Genomic DNA, 19,255 nt, shown 5'->3' on the forward strand with positions numbered 1-19,255 from the left:
TTTGCCTATGACCTAAGATGATGAACAATTGCCCATTCGCCAAATTCAATATCGACTTTACTACGCTTCCATATATACAAGGCATTGAAATTGGTATAGGGGTTGGATCAAAAGTCAATTTTACTATATTGATGCCAAATAAAATTCGACACTTTGTTAGATTCAGCGAAAAAGGGTCAAACCTCATCTGGAGATTTGACCCTTTTTTTATGATTTCTGTAATTAAAAGCTATCCTCTCAAATTTAATTCTGATTTGCAAATGTGAATTTCATTTATAATACGGCCGCCTTCTTTTATTTATAAAATAGGCGCTCTAGATATGGTCAGTTTATTTTTACGCCATGCCGATTAAGACTCTATTTGCTGTAATGGAAGTAGGATATGGAAGGTGGTTCCCTCCCCCTCCATTGTTTCAAAGTAGATCTGTCCGTTACAAGCTTCTATCGTTTTCTTAACGAGTACCAGGCCTAAACCATTTCCGGAGCTTTTTGTGGTGAAGTTAATTTGGAATATCTGATCTTTCATCCCTTCGGGTATTCCATAACCATTGTCCTTGACATCTATCTTTACAAACTTGTCTGAGTATCGTTCGATGGATATTTCTATCTTCATGTTTTTTCTTCCATATCCACCCTCAATGGCATTTTTTATCAAATTATTGAATGTCCGGAGGAGCTCATTGCCATCGGCTTTAACAATCAGTGTTTTTTGATCAGCATTATTTATTAAGCGGATGTTAACGTTTGGGGTATTGTTATAGAGTGATATGGATTTCACAACTTTTTCAACGATATTGATATTTTCCATCACCGTCGTTGGAAATTTTGCAAAGTGGGAAAACTCTGAAGCAATCTGTGTCAATGCATCTATTTGCTCAATAAATGAGGTGGAAAACTTATTGAAGCGATCCGGAAACTTCGGATCATTGTCTTTATACGATCTTCGAAGCTGTTGTATGCCTAATTTCATGGGCGTCAACGGATTTTTAATTTCATGTGCGATCTGCTGCGCCATCTCACGCCAGGTAGATTCACGTTCCGTGTCCTTGATCTTATTGGCATAGTCCTCCAGTTTTATGATCATGAGGTTATACTCTTTGATTAATGTCCCTATTTCATCGTTTCTTTGCCAGAAAAGGGGTTCGTTAGGCTGTCCCAGCCGAAGCTGAGAGATCTTTCTACTGATGATACTGAGTGGATTGGTTACACTGTTGGCAACAAAAGTGGCATAGAAACCGAAACCAATGATGATTAATGAATAGATATTGACAATGGTATTAAGTAGTAAATTTTTATTGATATTTTCTTCTTTTTGAAGCGAGAAATTCGGAATGCCTATATAAGCGACCGTGCTGTAATCTTTATCCCTAATTGTAACGTAACTTGTTTCAAACTGAAAGGTTCCGATTCCCTCATCTTCAATTGTTTCTGATTTTTTTAGCAGCGAAAGATTTTTTAGCGCTATCGGGTTGATGAATGTGGAGAAAAGTTCCAGGTCATAAATTCGGCGTTGTGAACTATACAAAAGCCTGCCTGATTTTGAGTACAGGTTGAAATCCTTTGATATGGTCTCAGATAATGTCTTTAGAATGCTAATAAGTTGGTTTTCATTGGAGACTTCATCGGTATTGGGGAGCATATTTTCTATCCGTTTTCCTAGTTCAATAATGAAACGCTCCTTACTATTTCTATTGTTGTTGTAGAGCTGTTTATTGATGCTGATATATGAAATCACAGCCGATATCAGAATGGCTAAGATCACCGAGGAAATAATCGAGGTCTGGATACGTGTCGAATATTGTATTTTATTGATGATTTTATAGAATTGATATTTCAGATTGCGAAACGTCAGTTTTGTATTTTTCAGGAAGATATAAAACGAAGTGACATAATGAAACAACATGAAAATCATGAAAAACACCAAAAACAGGAAAGAGGATGTCGCGACATAATCCCAAAACGATGGTTTCTGTTTACTAATGACATAGGTTGAAAAGGTATTGGCAACATAAGCCATGTGTAGGTATGAATCCCGATCCAATATCTCAATATATTCTCCAGGTACACCTTTTAATCCCCGGAGGTTATTTTCATAGGTATACTTGCCAAATTGCGTGACAAGCGAGCCTCCTTTATACAAGGCAATGGAATACTCTCCTTTATTATAATATTGCGAATTATTGATCCGCATATCTGTCAGTATTTCGGGATACGGTACCGTATAACTGAAATCCTTGTTGGATAGATTAATAATCACGTTAACGACCCTGTTTTGATCGATTGTCACCGGAATAATCGAAAAATATTCATGTGTTCCAAGTTCAGCACTGGCACGGTAAAAATTTTGAGTAACCTTGATCGATTTATTGATTACTTTCTCTCGATATTCATTAATCTTATTTTGACTGTTCGGATTTAATGGAATACTATTTTGATCATAGTAATATGCCTTAAAGTCATATTTTGAAAGATATCCACTGAAGTATTTTTTCTTGATAAAATCATTGATGGCATCGGTATTTGTATAGGGTAAGCTGATATTGAACAAGTGTTTTAGTTCCTTATCATTGGTAATTCCATTCTCAATATCTGAAAATAGTGAAACAGCATTAACGTCATCTTCCGATTGAAGATTGTTTAACAAGATCTTCATGTCAATGAGATCTCGCTCCTGATAGAAACGAGCATGCGTAATGGTACTTATGATCGCCCAAAGGATCAAAACGGCGATATAATTGGTCAGAATATGCCTATCAAAGTATTTCTCGCCGAAAGATTTGATTAGGATAATCAGGGCTAAAAGCAGATTGACCAAGCTATTTTTCTCAATGTAAATGGAGATAATGAGAATCACAAATATGACACAGGCCAATTGGATATTTAACAACTGAGTAGGTTTTAGTTCCAACTTTTTAAGAAAGAACAATACCAGATCTATGTAAATGCTTAATGCTAATATTCCCATTCCGACAATGCCTAAATCCACCCAACTCAGGAAATGCAGGTCAACAAGTTTGGTGAAATCGAAATAGATATTATTTGAATGGGTGATCAGTGTGCCAGCAATATCATATAAAAGTGCAAAGGCAAAATATATACTCAGTATAAAGCCAATGGCAATAGGTAGTCTAAAGAGACGGATATTTTTGATTTTGTCAAAATTGAGCTCCTTTCGAATGGAATAGATAAATAGTATCCACCATAGGATCAATATTGTCGTGGATAACACCGACCAAATATTTGGGAAGAATCTATTATAGGCATAGTTGCGGGAGTCAAATATAGCAAACGTGGCATTTTCAGAGAGCAGATTCCATTTCAGGTCCGCAAATTTCACCAAGACAAATATACCCGCCAATAACACTATTGCCCACCAAGCTCTTTTGGTCTTTGCCATGTGCAGGCAAAGGCTGTTGAAGAAAATCAAAAGCGCAATCCATGCCAGTAACCAGCAGAAGAATTGTAAGATGGTATAGATATTTTCATGCTCGCCATCTTTAAGCTTCACAGAAAATAGATAAGAGCCCTCATTGCTGTAGATATTTTTGATGGCTACGGTATCCGTATAGGAGGCAATGTCGATGTTTCGCGTATCAAAAAAGTTTCTGCGTAGCGAAGAGTTTAAGTAAGGATTGTTATTGTTGGTATAAGGCTTAACAAGAATATAGGCAAGTATGCTAATATTTCCAATTGTTTTTTTACGAATGACGTAGGACCTATTGTCATCTTGTACGAAATTAGATTTTTCTAAGAAGCCCTGATCGGTGATCGGTACAAATAAATTTGTGCTCCACATCTTGGGTTGATGGTCCTTAAAGAGGAAAAGATAAACCTCTTGATCGTTTTTATACCTTTCGAAGGCTTGATAGACGGCTATGGGGTATTGATCGTAATTTTTAAATGTTTTGAGCAGCAGCGAGTCCTTAAAAATAAGATCTACCTTTTTTTCTTGTTCGGAGATATAATCATTGAGTGATTTGGTATCGATGTCAAGTATTTCCTTATTTGTAACAGATTCTTTGATGGTGATCGCTGTTCCTATAAAGCATAGTGTTAAGATAAGTAGAAGTAAACGAATTTTTATACCAGAATTCACGTTAGTCAATTTACATTATTGTAAATATAAAAAAAAGTCCTTGCTTTCTTAGGACAAGGACTTTTATATTATTTTATTCTAAAATTGCTTATGCGTGTGGTTCTTCCTGTTTGAAGATTTTAGCAGTCAAATACTCGCGGTTTAAACGAGCGATATTCGTTAATTTAATACCTACTGGACATTCAGCTTCACAAGCACCGGTGTTGGTACAGTTACCGAATCCCTCAGCATCCATTTGATCTACCATTGCTTGTGCACGTTCGTAACGCTCAGTTTGACCTTGAGGCAACAAAGCAAATTGAGATACCTTAGCCGATACAAATAACATTGCAGAAGCATTTTTACATGCTGCAACACAAGCGCCACAACCGATACACGTTGCCGATTCGAAAGCTTCGTCAGCAATACGTTTAGGAATAGGAATCGTATTGGCATCCGGAACGCCACCTGTGTTGATATTTACATAACCACCGGCTTGTTGAATGCGATCAAAAGCCGTACGATCAACCGCAAGGTCTTTCAATACCGGAAATGCGGCAGCTCTCCAAGGTTCGATCACAATAGTTTGTCCATCGTGGAAACTACGCATGTGCAATTGACATGTTGTCGTACCTTCTTTAGGACCGTGTGGGCGGCCGTTGATTACTAATGAACACATCCCACAGATTCCTTCACGACAGTCGTGATCGAAATATACAGGGTCTTCACCTTTACGTGTCAATTCCTCATTCACAATATCAAGCATCTCTAAGAAAGACATATCATCAGCGATATTGCTTGCCTGATAAGTTACAAATTGACCTTTATCTTTATCATTTTTTTGACGCCAAACTTTCAGCGTTAAATTCATATGTTGTGCCATGATAATTTTCTTTCTTATTTATAACTTCTTTGTGTTAACTGAACGTTCTCGAATACCAAGTCTTCCTTGTGCAATTGCTCTGGCACATTTTCACCTTTGTATTCCCAAGCAGATACGTATGCGAACTCCTCGTCATTACGTTTTGCTTCACCTTCTTCAGTTTGGCTTTCCAGACGGAAGTGACCACCACAAGACTCAGCGCGTTGTAATGCATCAACAACCATTAACTCTCCCAATTCTAAGAAGTCAGCGACGCGACCAGCTTTTTCTAAAGAAAGATTTAATTCTTCGTTTTCTCCAAGGACCTTAACGTTAGTCCAGAATTCTTTTTTCAACTCTTGAATCAAACCCTGAGCTTTTTGTAGTCCTTCAGCTGTACGAGCCATACCACAGTATTCCCACATAATGTGACCTAATTTTTTGTGGATATCATCAACTGTTTGTGTTCCATTTAAAGACAACAATTTGTTGATTTTCTCTTCAACTTCTTTACGTGTGGACTCGAAAGCTGGGTGGCTATGATCTACTGGTGCGAAAGAACCTAGTTTAGCAAGGTAATCACCCACAGTGTAAGGAATTACGAAATAACCATCTGCAAGACCTTGCATCAATGCCGAAGCACCTAAGCGGTTTGCACCGTGGTCAGAGAAGTTACACTCACCTAATGCATACAAACCCGGGATTGTTGTCATCAAGTTGTAATCCACCCATACACCACCCATGGTATAGTGAACAGCTGGATAGATACGCATTGGTTGTTTATAAGGATTCTCGTCAGTGATCTGGTAGTACATGTCAAATAGGTTACCGTATTTAGCACGTACAGCATCTTCTCCTAAACGGCCAATAGCTTCTTTGAAATCCAAGAATACCGCGAAACCAGTTTTACCGACTCCACGACCATCATCAACAGCTTCTTTGGCATTACGGGACGCTACGTCACGTGGTACAAGGTTACCGAAGGATGGATATTTACGTTCTAGGAAGTAATCTCTGTCATCTTCTTTGATGTCGTTGGCTTTGATTTCACCTTTACGTAATTTTTCAGCCATCTCTTTCGTCTTAGGAACCCATACACGGCCATCGTTACGCAAAGACTCGGACATCAAGGTCAATTTCGATTGGTGATCTCCAGTGACAGGAATACAAGTTGGGTGAATCTGTGTATAACAAGGGTTAGCGAAGTAAGCTCCGCGTTTGTGCGCTCTCCATGCTGCTGTAACATTACATCCCATTGCATTTGTAGAAAGGAAGAAGACGTTACCATAACCACCAGTACACATCAATACCGCATGCGCTGCATGTGTTTCGATTTTTCCAGATACCAAGTCACGAGTTACGATACCTTTGGCATGACCATCGATCATGACCAAATCCAACATCTCATGACGTGTATACGATTTTACTTTTCCTTTTTTGATTTGACGGTTCAATGCTGAATAGGCGCCAAGCAATAATTGTTGTCCAGTTTGACCACGTGCATAAAATGTACGGCTTACTTGAGCACCACCAAAAGAACGATTGTCCAATAAGCCACCATATTCACGTGCAAAAGGAACCCCTTGAGCAACACATTGGTCGATGATGTTCACAGATACTTCGGCCAAACGATAAACGTTTGCCTCGCGTGAACGGTAGTCACCACCTTTGATTGTGTCGTAGAATAAACGGAAGACAGAGTCACCATCATTTTGGTAGCTCTTTGCCGCATTGATACCACCTTGTGCCGCAATGGAGTGCGCACGACGAGGTGAATCTTGGTAACAGAAGGTAATTACATTGTATCCTAACTCAGCTAAAGATGCTGCTGCAGATGCACCAGCAAGTCCTGTACCAACAACGATAACGGTAAATTTACGTTTGTTAGCAGGGTTAACCAACTTAAGATTAAATTTATGATTTGACCACTTTTGGGCTAATGGGCCCGCTGGTACTTTTGAATCTAACATATCTCTTAATTTTATATTGAACGATAAGGCCTAAGCCCCACCTTAAAAGATTCTGAATTATTTAAAGAAGAAAAACAATGGCATTATTGCAAAGCCAATTGGAATTAATACCCCAAATACCCAAACTCCGATTGCTCTGATAATTCCAATGTATCTTCTGTGGTTAAAACCTAAAGTTTGGAATGCAGATTGGAAACCATGAATTAAGTGGAATGCCAAAGCCGCCATGGCAATAACGTACAAAGCAACTAAAGCCACATTTTTGAAGGCAAAGTCAACTTGTTTATACAAATCTCTTGCTTTTAAGATTTGAACATTGTTTTCTACCGTTTCTTGGTAATCGTGGAATTCAGAAGCTTGAAGTTCTCTAGCTGTTGTCTGTCCAGTTGCCAAATCAGTACGGTATTCGATGTAAGGTACCTGATCATTGTGAAACTTCCACCAAAAATTAGACATGTGTGTAGCTAAAAATACTAAAATGACAGTACCTAAGATACCCATGTTGCGTGAATTCCATTTACTGTTTGCTTGACCATCGTATTTGGCATAACCAATGGGACGGGCGGCTTTGTTTTTCATCGACAATGTAATGGCGTAGATGACGTGAACGATTACCGAAGCGTACAATAAGTAAGAAACAACTTTGATTGGTGTAAAGTGAGTCATGAAATAAGCGTACTTGTTGAACGCTAGACCCGCATCATCTTTAAATAATTGCAAGTTACCAACCAAGTGAACAACTAGGAATAAACATAGGAAGATTCCTGTTAAGCTCATGATTAGCTTCTTCCCAATCGAAGAACTGAAAACTGGCTTTGATTTACTCATTATGCTTGTAATTTAATTTTAATTAGGCAAATCTACTATTTGCTATTAAATATGATACCATTTTGACAAGAAAAAGGAATAATTTAGAACGGTTCTAAAGTTTCTTAAAATAAAAAGTCCGTTTTGGATAAAAACGGACTTTTTAATAAGAGTGAAACGTTGCTAATGACTTATAGGATACTGAATAATCTATACCCCAAACCGATGCTCCACATGTTGATTTTTGGATTTGCCTGACTTTCGTTGTTAACTTTGTTCAAGCCCATTTCGTATCGTACATCTACACGTAAACTTGAGATATCAGCACCGACACCGAAAGCCCAGGAAGTACCGCTTTTTTTGTAGTTATTTGGATTCAACTGGTCAATCACCTTAGGTTGATTATCGTCAACTTTGAATGAAAATATCGGACCAGTCTGAATTCTCGCTCCAATTGGGCCCAAACCAAAACGTTTGCCCAATAATACAGGAACATCGACCGTTGTAAATTTAACATCGGTAGTTGTAGAAGAACCGTCTTCCCCTTGACCTTTTACTGTTGTGTTTTTACCTGTTATATAAACCTCAGGTTGAACGTGGAATCCCAAGACACCAACACGTCCATAAAGACCTGCCTGATAACCCGCTTTATTGTCTGAATTGAAATATTTGCCATCGCTTTTAAGCTTGGAGAAGTTCAATCCTCCTTTTAAACCTACCTCAAATCCGGGGAGAAGCTGCGCTTGTGCCGTTGCTACGCTACCACAAATCAAGAGTAATGCTGGTAAAATCTTTTTCATAATCTTTTATTTATGTATATATTGTATCTTTAAACAAACTTTCACAAGTTTGGTAAAGATATACAAATTTTGTACCTAAATCATAGTTATGCTGAAAATTAACGAAGAACAATGGCTGGTTGCCAAAGAAAAACTCCGTCGCAAGTACAATCATTTAAGCGACGAAGATTTAGCTTTTCAAGCAGGTGAAGAGGATAAATTGATTCATAAACTCGCTTCGCGTTTACGACGCAAGCCCTCTTATATTATATTTACAATTGGTAAGGAAATTCAGGACATTAATAGCAATAGGTTATGAGTGACAGCATCAGCTGGACAGATTTTGAAAAAGTAGATTTACGGGTCGGAACCATTTTGGATGCAAAGGATTTCCCGAAAGCGAAAAAACCAGCTTATCAACTGAAAATTGATTTTGGAAACGAAATCGGAATATTACAAAGTAGCGCCCAGATAACAGCACATTACAGTAAGGAAGAACTGATCGGAAAACAGATTGTTGCAGTCGTGAATTTCCCAAAGAAACAGATCGCCAATTTTTTCTCCGAATGTTTGGTGACAGGATTTGCTGATGAGCGTGGAGATATTATTTTGACTACCGTAGACAGGAAATTACCAAATGGATCGAAACTTAGTTAAGTTTGTGGCATGACATTTATAGATTTTGAAGGAACACAGTTAATGGATAGCGATGAATCATTTATGCGGATGGCATTAAATGAGGCGAAAAAAGCTTTTGAAGAAGGGGAGGTTCCTATTGGCGCAGTTATCGTACATAAGGGGCGCATCATTGGTAAAGGGCATAATCTTACCCAACGCTTGAATGATGTCACTGCTCATGCCGAAATGCAGGCCTTTACAGCAGCAGCAAACTATCTTGGTGGAAAATATCTGAACGATTGTACATTGTACGTGACTATTGAACCCTGCATCATGTGTGCTGGAGCGGCTTACTGGACACATATCAGTAAAATTGTCTATGGGGCCAAGGATGAAAAGCGAGGTTATTCTCATTTTCACGATAAGATTTTACATCCGAAAACTGTCGTTACCCAAGGTGTTTTACAGGAGGAATGTGCCGATTTGGTAAAATCATTTTTTCGTCAAAAACGCTAACGAAATATTGAATTTATTGTAACACATAAAAACATAACAGGCTATATTGTGTTATATTTGTATATATAAACGAAGTAATAAACATTTAAATTAAAATAGATATGGCATTTGAATTAGAAGCGTTACCATACGCAGCCGACGCATTAGAACCGCATATTGACAAGACTACAATGGAAATCCACCATGACAGACACCATCAGGCATACGTGGACAACTTAAATAAAGCTATCGCAGGAACAGATGCAGAAAACCTCTCTTTATTAGATATCATCAAGAATGTGAGCAAATATTCAGCAGCTGTTCGTAACAATGGTGGTGGTCATTTCAACCACTCTTTGTTTTGGAAAGTTTTAGGTCCAAATACTGGCGGAGCTCCTACAGGTGAATTGGCAGAGGCGATCAATGCTACTTTCGGTTCATTTGACGAGTTGAAAAAACAACTGCAGGCTGCTGGTGCTACACGTTTTGGATCAGGTTGGGCATGGTTAATCGTTGGCGCAGACGGCAAATTGGCGGTGACTTCGACTCCGAATCAAGACAATCCATTGATGGATGTAGCAGAGGTAAAAGGAACACCAGTTTTAGGTATTGACGTTTGGGAACATGCGTATTACTTGAAATTCCAAAATAAACGTCCGGCTTATTTGGAAGAAATCTTTAATGTTATCAATTGGGATGCCGTAGCACAGAATTATGCTGCAGCAAAATAATTGATCATTTAAATAGGTACAAGAAGAAGCGACAATTTAATTTATTGTCGCTTTTTTTTTGAAAGTGTCTGATATTATTGGCGAGAGAGAACTTTCAGTTTGCTTTCAACGGTGTTGGCCTTCCAAATCATGAAGGTTTTGTTTCAGTGAACTGAGCCCATTTTTTGTATTACCTGCATTTGTACGAAGTCTAGTTGAAAGCAAGAACGGTTTGTAGCCTGGACAAACAAATTGACAATTAAATACATGAAAAATCTTTATATAATTTTAGTGGCACTTTTTGTCTTTACTTCCTGTCAGGGGCAGGAAAAACAATCAAAGAAAACGGACTTTTCTAAATTGCCCGCAAAAAATACGGCCAACCCTGATACAGCTACATTTGCTGCAGGTTGTTTTTGGTGTACCGAAGCTCAATTTAAGGCGTTGAAAGGTGTGCAGCAAGTAGTTTCCGGATATACAGGTGGGTGGGTAGCTAATCCCAGCTATGCTCAGGTCTGTACAGGTAATACGGGACATGCCGAAGCGACCAATATTATTTTTGATCCGAATGTGATCAGTTACGATAAACTATTGGAGGCCTTTTTTGTCGCACACGATCCCACGCAACTCAACCGTCAGGGGAATGATGTGGGGACGCAATACCGCTCAGCTATATTTGTTCATAGCAAGGAGCAGCTGGATAAAGTACAGTTTTATATCGCGGCTCTAAATAAGGAGAAAGTTTATAACGAACCGATTGTAACTGAGGTTATGCCAGCAGTGGTATTCTATCCGGCAGAGAGCTATCATCAAGATTATTATCGCTTAAATGGTAAGGAACCTTATTGCCAATTGGTCATTAAACCGAAATTGGAAAAATTTAAACGTATCTTTTCCAAGGTGCTTAAAGAGGGGGAGTAACTTTGGGTATTCGTAAAATTTAAGGTAATTTTACTCTTGTTAGCATCATTTAGTGTGATTCTAAAAAGTTGAATAATAAATAATTGTAATATGTCTAAAGGATTTTTTACAGTTCCTGTTCCTGCCAATGAACCGGTGTATACTTACGCTGTTGGAACGAAAGAACGTAAATTGTTGAAAGCAGCAATTGATGAGGCACGTTCGAAACAAATCGATATCCCAATGTATATTGGCGGTAAAGAAATCACTACTTCAAAAAAAGTAACTATAGCTCCTCCACATGACCATCAACATAGCTTAGGTCAATACAATCAAGGCGACAAATCTCATGTAACAGACGCAATCAATGCCGCTTTGTCGGCTAAAAATGATTGGGAAAATCTAGCATGGGAAGATCGTGCGGCAGTATTCTTGAAAGCGGCTGAATTGATTTCAGGAAAATACCGTTATGAGTTAAATGCAGCAACAATGTTGGGTCAGTCAAAGAACCCATATCAAGCTGAAATTGACTCCGCTTGTGAGATTGTGGATTTCTTGCGTTTCAATGTACAATACATGAGTGAAATCTATAAACAACAACCTCCAGTATCGGGAAAAGGTGTGTGGAACCGTGTTGAACAACGTCCTCTTGAAGGGTTTGTGTTTGCATTGACGCCATTCAATTTTACTGCGATTGCAGGTAACTTGCCATCTTGTGTTGCGATGATGGGAAATGTTGTGGTATGGAAACCATCCAATACACAAATCTATTCTGCAAATGTGCTGATGAAAATCTTCCGTGAAGCCGGGCTTCCTGATGGTGTCATCAACTTAGTTTATGTTTCGGGACCGGATGCTGGTGATGTGATTTTCCAACATCCTGATTTCGCCGGGATCCACTTTACAGGTTCAACAGGTGTATTCCAGGATATCTGGAAAACTATCGGCGATAATATTCACCGTTATAAAACTTATCCACGTATCGTCGGTGAGACAGGCGGTAAGGATTTTATTGTTGTACACCCTTCGGCTGATCTAAAAGCGGCAAATACAGCTTTGGTTCGTGGAGCATTTGAATATCAAGGTCAAAAATGTTCAGCAGCCTCACGTGCATATATTCCTAAATCATTATGGCCAGCATTGAAAGAGTCAATGACTGCTGATGTGAAGTCATTTACAATTGGTGGAACTGAAGATTTTACAAACTTTATCAATGCTGTTATCGACGAGAAATCATTTGATAAATTGGCGAAATACATTGACCGTGCGAAAGAATCCAATGAGGCAGAGATCGTAGTTGGTGGTACTTATGATAAGTCCAAAGGCTATTTCATTCACCCGACGATCATTGAAGCTTCAAAGCCAGATTACGAAACAATGGTCGAAGAATTGTTCGGTCCTGTATTGACCGTATATGTTTATGAAGATGCTAAGTTTGAGGAAACATTGGATATCGTTGATACAACTTCGATCTATGCATTGACTGGTTCAATTATCGCACAAGATCGCTATGCCATTAATTTAGCTACTGATAAATTAAGACATGCAGCGGGTAATTTCTATGTGAATGATAAATGTACCGGTGCCGTAGTAGGACAACAACCATTTGGTGGGGCGAGAGGTTCAGGTACAAACGACAAAGCTGGATCTATGATCAACTTATTGCGTTGGGTATCTCCACGTACAATCAAAGAAACCTTCAATCCAGATACAGATTACAGATACCCTTTCTTAGAAAAAGGCGAATAAAATAATCGAATTATCCTGCACGAACGGTTATGCGTAGCTTGCTTGTAAGCTCTATCGACGATAGCGGATACATTCAACATAACAAAGGCACTCCGCTATGTGGAGTGCCTTTGTTATTTTTTAAACTGTCCCAGTTCAGTTCCATCGTCTCGGGTCATCCGGATAGCCAGTGATTTGGCAGATCCCGAAATATCGATAACGGTCCTTTTTCCAGCTTTTGGGCCACCGCCTATAAATACGGGGTAATTGTGGTCCTTATCTGCCGGATAGTATCCATATTGATGTGTATGGCCAGAGACCATTGCATCTATTTTGTATTTCTGAAACAAAGGATGGAAGCATTCCCGGTTGTGCAATGTACCATGCCATTCGTCTGAATGGAATATAGGGATATGGCTGATAACCACTGTATGCTGGGCCGACTTTCTTTCTTTGGATTGTAATTCGGTTTCCAACCACTTCGCCTGTTCTTTTCTGTAATTGTCGTAATCTACAGTACCCGCATATACCTCATGGCTGTCAGGTTTATCCTCACCACTATCTAGCATAATCCAAAAAATAGGTCCCCTTTTGAACGCTTGGTAGTATCTATTGTTGGGATAAGCGAAATACCGTTTGAAATTGCGCGCGAAGGAACCTCTTGTTTCATGATTCCCACGGTTCATAATAAAGGGTTTCTCAGTAGCGAAAAATTCGATCGGCTTTAGTAATTTCTCGGTAATATCCTCTTGGTTGGTCACATAATGAAAAGAATCTCCATTCAAAACAAAGAAGTCATAGATTGAGATGTCATGATTGGGTACAAGATCACGATAACTACTTTTTTCTTCATGGACATCATTATAGACCAGACAACGGATTTGTTCTTGATTATTTTTTGCCAGCTTGGCCTTAAAGATTGGCGTTTCGATTTCTTGCGCATAGACGATCTTATAGGGATCAAATTTTTGAATTTCTTTCGCTTTGATGCGATAGCGGAATGATCGAGGAGCCTCTTCGACAGTAAAATGAAAGAAATCTGTATTTGCATTAATCATACCATCTTCGGATTGGTGGATCGTTTGCTGTACATTACCTGCACTATCAAGGATTTCCAGCCAAGCTATAGCTGGTTTGCTCAAGATCGTAAAGATGCTGATTCCTTTCTCCGTCTGATTCTGTAAATAAGCGGGTACTATAAAACTAAAATCTCCTTCCGGATTTTCTGTTTCTTTTTCTTTAGCGACGCCGATATTGGGCAATGTAATTCCTGCCAATGCTAGCGCTTCTAAAAATCTTCTTCTATTAAAATTCATAATCGGTTATTTAATTTCGATTTCAACATATAATGGTCGATGGTCGCTCGCATATTTCTCTTCAAGGACACGGTGGTTGAAGAATTTCGGATGTGATGAAGTATTGACCATAATATAGTCTATTTCGGTATTAGGCTTATCTTGTGGAAAAGTTAAGCCATTTTGGCCCGTCGTTTTTGTGAATATTTTACCAAGTTCTACGATTGCAGGATCAGTGGGTTCGGAGTTTAAATCGCCGACCAGGACCGTCGGTAGCTTTTCATTTTTGAAACGGGATGTAATGAATTTTGCTTGTGCGATTTTGTTTTTGTCTTTTAGATCCAGGTGGGTGTTCGCAAATAAGATCTTCTTATTGTTGATACGCACTTCAACAATGGATAAGCTTCGACGTTCGCTTTCGACGGGAGAAGGTAGAAAATGTTTTTCTACACGTTCTATCGGATGTTTCGATAATATTGCTGTGCCATATTCACCTTTTTCAAGGTCTATTCCTTTTGAAAAAATGTAATGCATTCCTGTTAGTTCAGCTAATCTTTTGGCTTGATCCTCGTTATAGGAGCGCCCTTGGTTGACATCAATTTCCTGCAACCCTACAAGGTCTACATTACTGTTTTTAATAATATGAGCGATGGTATCGAGATTGACAACAGATTCCTTTTCTGCGGGTGGATTGCCATGATGAATATTGAAAGAAAGTACGCGGATTTTTTGTGCACTGAGATGGAATACTGATCCAAAAAGGATTAAAAGAAATGCAATTAGCTTACGGTTCATTTTTCAAAGTTAAGTTTAGAATGATGTCAGCGATTTATGTTCACTCCGCTAAAAATACTAAAATCATAGCGTACAAACTCAAAACTTTGGGCATGTAACAAAATAATCATTTAAACAAAACAAAAATAGCCATCCCCAAAAGGATGGCTACCTACATTATACTAATTTTTACAGCAACTAGTCTTCATTTTCTTCTACATGAAGCATAGGATCTTCTCCTGTTACTTCAGTACGGATTTTTGCCTCAAGTTCATCCATTAGATCTGGATTGTCAAACAATAAGGCTTTTACAGCATCTCTACCTTGTCCTAATTTGGTTTCACCATAGCTAAACCAAGAACCTGCTTTTTTAATGATGCCATATTCAACACCTAAGTCAATGATTTCACCGACTTTTGAGATACCTTCACCAAAGATGATATCAAACTCTGCAATACGGAAAGGAGGTGCTACTTTATTTTTTACAATTTTAACTTTTACACGGTTACCGGATACCTCATCAGAATCTTTAATCTGTGATGTACGACGGATATCCAAACGTACAGAAGCATAGAACTTCAATGCGTTACCACCTGTTGTTGTTTCAGGGTTACCGAACATCACACCAATTTTTTCACGCAATTGGTTGATGAAAATACAGCAACAGTTTGTTTTTGAAATTGTTCCGGTCAACTTACGTAAAGCTTGAGACATTAAACGGGCTTGAAGCCCCATTTTTGAATCACCCATTTCACCTTCAATCTCACCTTTAGGTACTAATGCCGCTACAGAGTCAATAACAATGACATCAATTGCACCAGAACGGATTAAATTGTCAGCAATTTCTAAGCCCTGCTCACCATTATCAGGTTGAGAAATTAATAAGTTTTCAACATCAACACCAAGCTTTTGTGCGTAATATTTATCAAAAGCGTGTTCAGCATCAATAATTGCTGCAATACCGCCTTTTTTCTGTGCTTCAGCAACAATGTGTGTTGCTAATGTTGTTTTACCCGAAGATTCAGGTCCATATATTTCAATGATACGTCCTTTTGGAACACCGCCAATTCCTAAAGCGATATCCAAACCTAAGGATCCTGTAGAAATTGCCTCGATAGGCTCAACAGCTGTATCTCCTAATTTCATAATAGAACCTTTTCCAAAGTTCTTTTCCAATTTATCTAACGTCAGTTGTAACGCTTTTAATTTATCTGTGTTGCTCATATTTTTAGTATATATTTATCAAAATTAAAAATAAAAAAGAATAAACCAACTATTATTCACTAAAAAAATTAGTTTTTTATTTCTATCGTGCTTGGAGCACTCTTTATGTGATGGGTCTTCTCGAAGTATTTACACATATAGGTGATCGGGCATTTTTCACAAAGGGGTTTTCGGGCCAGACAAATATATCGTCCATGCAAGATCAACCAATGGTGCGCAACGGCAATGGTCTCTTTTGGGAGATTTTTAACTAACTGTTTCTCTACAGCCAAGGGGGTTGTCGCACGATAGGTGAGCCCAAGTCGGTTAGCCACACGAAACACATGCGTGTCTACAGCCATTGCTGGGTTATGATAGACAACGGAGGAAATGACATTGGCAGTTTTTCTACCTACCCCGGGCAGCTTGACCAAATCTTCAATCTGCTCGGGAACGACATTGTCAAATTTTTCAATAAGCATTTGGGCCATTCCGACCAGATGTTTGGCCTTGTTATTTGGATAGCTTACGGAGCGGATATAGCTAAATACCTCATCCACACTGGAAGCTGCCAAACTATACGCATCGGGGTAACGTTCGAATAGCTTTGGCGTAATTTGATTGATTCTCTTGTCTGTACATTGGGCAGATAGAATAACAGCAACAAGCAATTCATACGGATTACTATAGTTGAGTTCTGTCTGCGCATCCGGATTATTTTTGGAAAAATATTCCACAAAAGCTTTGTATCGTTCTTGTTTTAACATCACTCCAAAACTAGCCAAAATTTCTATCAAAAAAGAAAACTTAACGCTTACATACGGCTCACCGAGCAGATTAATATGGAATACACATGGATTGCGACAATAGGCGCGCGGCTTGAAATCTATCGGGTATTTTAGTAAAGTGGCAGTGGCATTTACCTGCTTAGATAATAGGAAGGAGGAAAGCTGATATTATTTCAATAAATAAGGCCTAATCTTTGGATTAGGCCTTTCTTTTTTCCATTTGTTTGGAATATTCCATGATATTCGCAATACATCTTTTGCTTGGATTAAGCAACATTTTGGGTAATTGAAGTTTCAATTCATTTTCTATATCCTCGTCAGTCATTACCTTCTCGTTTTGGGTTAGCAAATTTTGAACTTCGTTTTCTGATTGGGTAAAGTTTTCTACCATAAGCATCTTGAGTTTTGTCCCTGTAAGTTAATTAATTAAACGGACAAAAGATGATTTTGGTATACAAAAACGAGAATAATATTTATTTTTTCTTTTTACTACTAAATTCTTCAGCTTTAAGAATCGCATTATATGCATTAACGATTCCTCCGGTGACAGAGATATCTGCTAATTTGACCATTTTTGTTGTATCTTCACTTACCTTGATCTGAACCATCCCCACCGGTTTTTCGACAGATTCCAAAATGACCTGTTTGGTTTCCACAGCTGAGAGATTCGGATAGTAGGAGCGTATCATAGCTGCCAATCCGGCGACTACAGGAGCAGCCATACTTGTTCCTTGTTCTTCTTTATACTGTGAATCTGGAATAGTGGAATTGATCTGCACACCGGGAGCAAACACATCAACTGAATTTTTGCCATAATTGGAGAAATCGGCTAAAAGCGTGTTGTCCGGATATAAGCCCGTTGCACCCACGGTGATCCAGTTGTTTGCGATACCGGTAGTATCTCCCTTTGTATCGGTGTAGTATTTCATCGGAAAATTTGGTTCCACGTCATTATCCTCGCTGTCGTTCCCTGCTGCATGCACCATCAACACATCTTTGGACTCGGCATATTTAACAGCCTCATCCACGGTTTGCTTGTTGTGTGCATAACTTTTTCCGAAACTCATATTGAGCACCTTTGCGCCATTGTCTACTGCATAACGGATTGCATTTGCGACATCTTTGTCACGTTCATCACCGTCCGGAACCAAACGTACAGCTAAAATTTTGACATTGTCTGCAACGCCATTGATGCCAATGTTGTTGTTGCGACTGGCGCCAATAATACCGGCTACATGGCTGCCATGAAGTGCATCAGGACCCTTTACGTCCGCATTTCCGTAATAACGTTCGGAGGCATCCTCATAATTGTCGCCAACAATGGGACGGGAATCGTATTCCTTGTTCAAATGGTATTCCACCTGATTGTTGAAATATTTTGCACCCTCCGTGATATCATCAAAAAACTTGACAAAACCATTGGTTTGAATCTCATCTTTCGCATAACTGAGTGCGATACGTTGATTATTCGATTTTGGGTTGAAGTTCTCTAGATCGGTCAATGTAATTTCCGCTGGTCTTTTACCTATTTCACGGACCACGGCGTCTAGGTTGCGTTTAAGGGCATCATAAGAAAATTGCCCCATTTTGGCTTCTTCCAACTTGTTCTTGTATTTGACCACCATCTTTTGATAGGCCAAAAAAGCTTTCCTGTCAGCTTCATTCAGTTCAGTCGTAGGGGTGACACCTGCAAATCTTTTATCTAAAATCCTTAATTGTCTCGTAAGTTCTAGGTTGTCAAATTGAACGTCCTTCCCATCGGCATTGCCAATAAAGTTCCAGCCATACTTGTCATTGATATAGCCGTTACCGTCATTATCCTTCCCATTGGTAAGACTGTCCTTTGGATTGATCCAAATGACATCCTTCAGATCCTCGTGAAAGACATCCACGCCACCGTCCAAAACGCCAACAATGACAGGTGTTGATTTTTTCCCCTTTAATAAAGTTTTATAGGCTTTCTCCGTACTGATTCCCATGACACCATCCGTGTGGTAATCCAAGTTATACCAATTTGGAGGTACAGATTCACTTTGAGCAAACGAGATTACCGGCAGCACACCTAGGGCAATCAGATATAATGATTTCTTTAAATTCATAAAATTTTCTCCTAGCATTGTAGCAAAGATAGTATTAATGCTTCTGATGAATTGTTAATTTTTATTAAAAGTGACTTTTCGTGCTCTTAATGGGATAGATCACAAGGATACGTATTGCGAAATATGAAAAATCATAGGACGGACTAAAACCA

The 19,255-nt window shown here is 38.8% G+C and carries 17 protein-coding genes; 6 read left to right on the forward strand and 11 right to left on the reverse strand.

What is annotated here, in order from left to right; all coding sequences use genetic code 11:
- Nucleotides 1-349: 349 nt before the first annotated feature.
- The 5 genes from D7322_RS12285 to D7322_RS12305 form a co-directional block, all read right to left on the reverse strand.
- On the reverse strand, nt 350-4,096 hold the full coding sequence (locus D7322_RS12285) for a HAMP domain-containing sensor histidine kinase (RefSeq protein ID WP_121124490.1): 3,747 nt from the start codon (nt 4,094-4,096) through the stop codon (nt 350-352).
- An 88-nt stretch (nt 4,097-4,184) separates the two neighbouring features.
- The gene (locus D7322_RS12290) at nt 4,185-4,958 is read right to left on the reverse strand and encodes a succinate dehydrogenase/fumarate reductase iron-sulfur subunit (protein WP_183078688.1); all 774 of its coding nucleotides are present in this window, start codon (nt 4,956-4,958) and stop codon (nt 4,185-4,187) included.
- Between the two features lie 14 nt (nt 4,959-4,972).
- Complete coding sequence (locus D7322_RS12295; protein WP_121124491.1) at nt 4,973-6,907, reverse strand: fumarate reductase/succinate dehydrogenase flavoprotein subunit; 1,935 nt, start codon at nt 6,905-6,907, stop codon at nt 4,973-4,975.
- 57 nt (nt 6,908-6,964) lie between these two features.
- Nucleotides 6,965-7,735 carry a succinate dehydrogenase cytochrome b subunit gene (locus tag D7322_RS12300; protein WP_121124492.1) on the reverse strand — a complete coding sequence of 257 codons (771 nt, stop codon included), beginning with the start codon at nt 7,733-7,735 and terminating at the stop codon, nt 6,965-6,967.
- Nucleotides 7,736-7,905: 170 nt separating this feature from the next.
- Entirely contained in the window at nt 7,906-8,514 is a 609-nt protein-coding gene (locus D7322_RS12305; RefSeq protein ID WP_121124493.1) for a porin family protein, read from the reverse strand.
- An 88-nt stretch (nt 8,515-8,602) separates the two neighbouring features.
- On the opposite strand from D7322_RS12305, the gene D7322_RS12310 reads away from it, so the two are divergent.
- The 6 genes from D7322_RS12310 (at nt 8,603) to pruA (ending at nt 12,965) form a co-directional block, all read left to right on the forward strand.
- Entirely contained in the window at nt 8,603-8,812 is a 210-nt protein-coding gene (locus D7322_RS12310; protein ID WP_121124494.1) for a hypothetical protein, read from the forward strand.
- Nucleotides 8,809-9,150: a tRNA-binding protein gene (locus tag D7322_RS12315; protein WP_121124495.1), complete on the forward strand. Its 342-nt coding sequence runs from the start codon at nt 8,809-8,811 to the stop codon at nt 9,148-9,150. The genes D7322_RS12310 and D7322_RS12315 overlap by 4 nt, the downstream gene beginning before the upstream one ends.
- 9 nt (nt 9,151-9,159) lie before the next feature.
- A complete protein-coding gene (locus D7322_RS12320; protein WP_121124496.1) occupies nt 9,160-9,627 on the forward strand; it encodes a nucleoside deaminase in 468 nt (155 codons plus the stop codon).
- A 101-nt stretch (nt 9,628-9,728) separates the two neighbouring features.
- A complete protein-coding gene (locus D7322_RS12325; protein ID WP_121124497.1) occupies nt 9,729-10,337 on the forward strand; it encodes a superoxide dismutase in 609 nt (202 codons plus the stop codon).
- A 246-nt stretch (nt 10,338-10,583) separates the two neighbouring features.
- Nucleotides 10,584-11,237, forward strand: a complete 654-nt coding sequence (msrA, locus tag D7322_RS12330) for a peptide-methionine (S)-S-oxide reductase MsrA (RefSeq protein ID WP_121124498.1) — start codon at nt 10,584-10,586, stop codon at nt 11,235-11,237.
- 90 nt (nt 11,238-11,327) lie between these two features.
- A complete protein-coding gene (pruA, locus tag D7322_RS12335) occupies nt 11,328-12,965 on the forward strand; it encodes an L-glutamate gamma-semialdehyde dehydrogenase (RefSeq protein ID WP_121124499.1) in 1,638 nt (545 codons plus the stop codon).
- A gap of 113 nt (nt 12,966-13,078) precedes the next feature.
- On the opposite strand, the gene D7322_RS12340 is transcribed toward pruA, so the two are convergent.
- The 6 genes from D7322_RS12340 to D7322_RS12365 form a co-directional block, all read right to left on the reverse strand.
- Nucleotides 13,079-14,260 (reverse strand): metallophosphoesterase family protein, encoded by a 1,182-nt coding sequence (locus tag D7322_RS12340; protein ID WP_121124500.1) that lies wholly within the window; start codon nt 14,258-14,260, stop codon nt 13,079-13,081.
- A gap of 6 nt (nt 14,261-14,266) precedes the next feature.
- Nucleotides 14,267-15,034: an endonuclease/exonuclease/phosphatase family protein gene (locus tag D7322_RS12345; RefSeq protein WP_121124501.1), complete on the reverse strand. Its 768-nt coding sequence runs from the start codon at nt 15,032-15,034 to the stop codon at nt 14,267-14,269.
- 177 nt (nt 15,035-15,211) lie between these two features.
- Nucleotides 15,212-16,237, reverse strand: a complete 1,026-nt coding sequence (gene recA / locus D7322_RS12350; RefSeq protein ID WP_104385174.1) for a recombinase RecA — start codon at nt 16,235-16,237, stop codon at nt 15,212-15,214.
- A gap of 68 nt (nt 16,238-16,305) precedes the next feature.
- The gene (gene nth, locus D7322_RS12355) at nt 16,306-16,983 is read right to left on the reverse strand and encodes an endonuclease III (RefSeq protein ID WP_121124502.1); all 678 of its coding nucleotides are present in this window, start codon (nt 16,981-16,983) and stop codon (nt 16,306-16,308) included.
- Between the two features lie 220 nt (nt 16,984-17,203).
- Nucleotides 17,204-17,395, reverse strand: a complete 192-nt coding sequence (locus tag D7322_RS12360; RefSeq protein ID WP_147430391.1) for a hypothetical protein — start codon at nt 17,393-17,395, stop codon at nt 17,204-17,206.
- 82 nt (nt 17,396-17,477) lie between these two features.
- On the reverse strand, nt 17,478-19,103 hold the full coding sequence (locus D7322_RS12365; RefSeq protein WP_121124554.1) for a S8 family peptidase: 1,626 nt from the start codon (nt 19,101-19,103) through the stop codon (nt 17,478-17,480).
- Between the last annotated feature and the right edge of the window lie 152 nt (nt 19,104-19,255).

The sequence above is a fragment of the Sphingobacterium puteale genome, assembly GCF_003627955.1.
GTDB classification, from domain to species: domain Bacteria; phylum Bacteroidota; class Bacteroidia; order Sphingobacteriales; family Sphingobacteriaceae; genus Sphingobacterium; species Sphingobacterium puteale.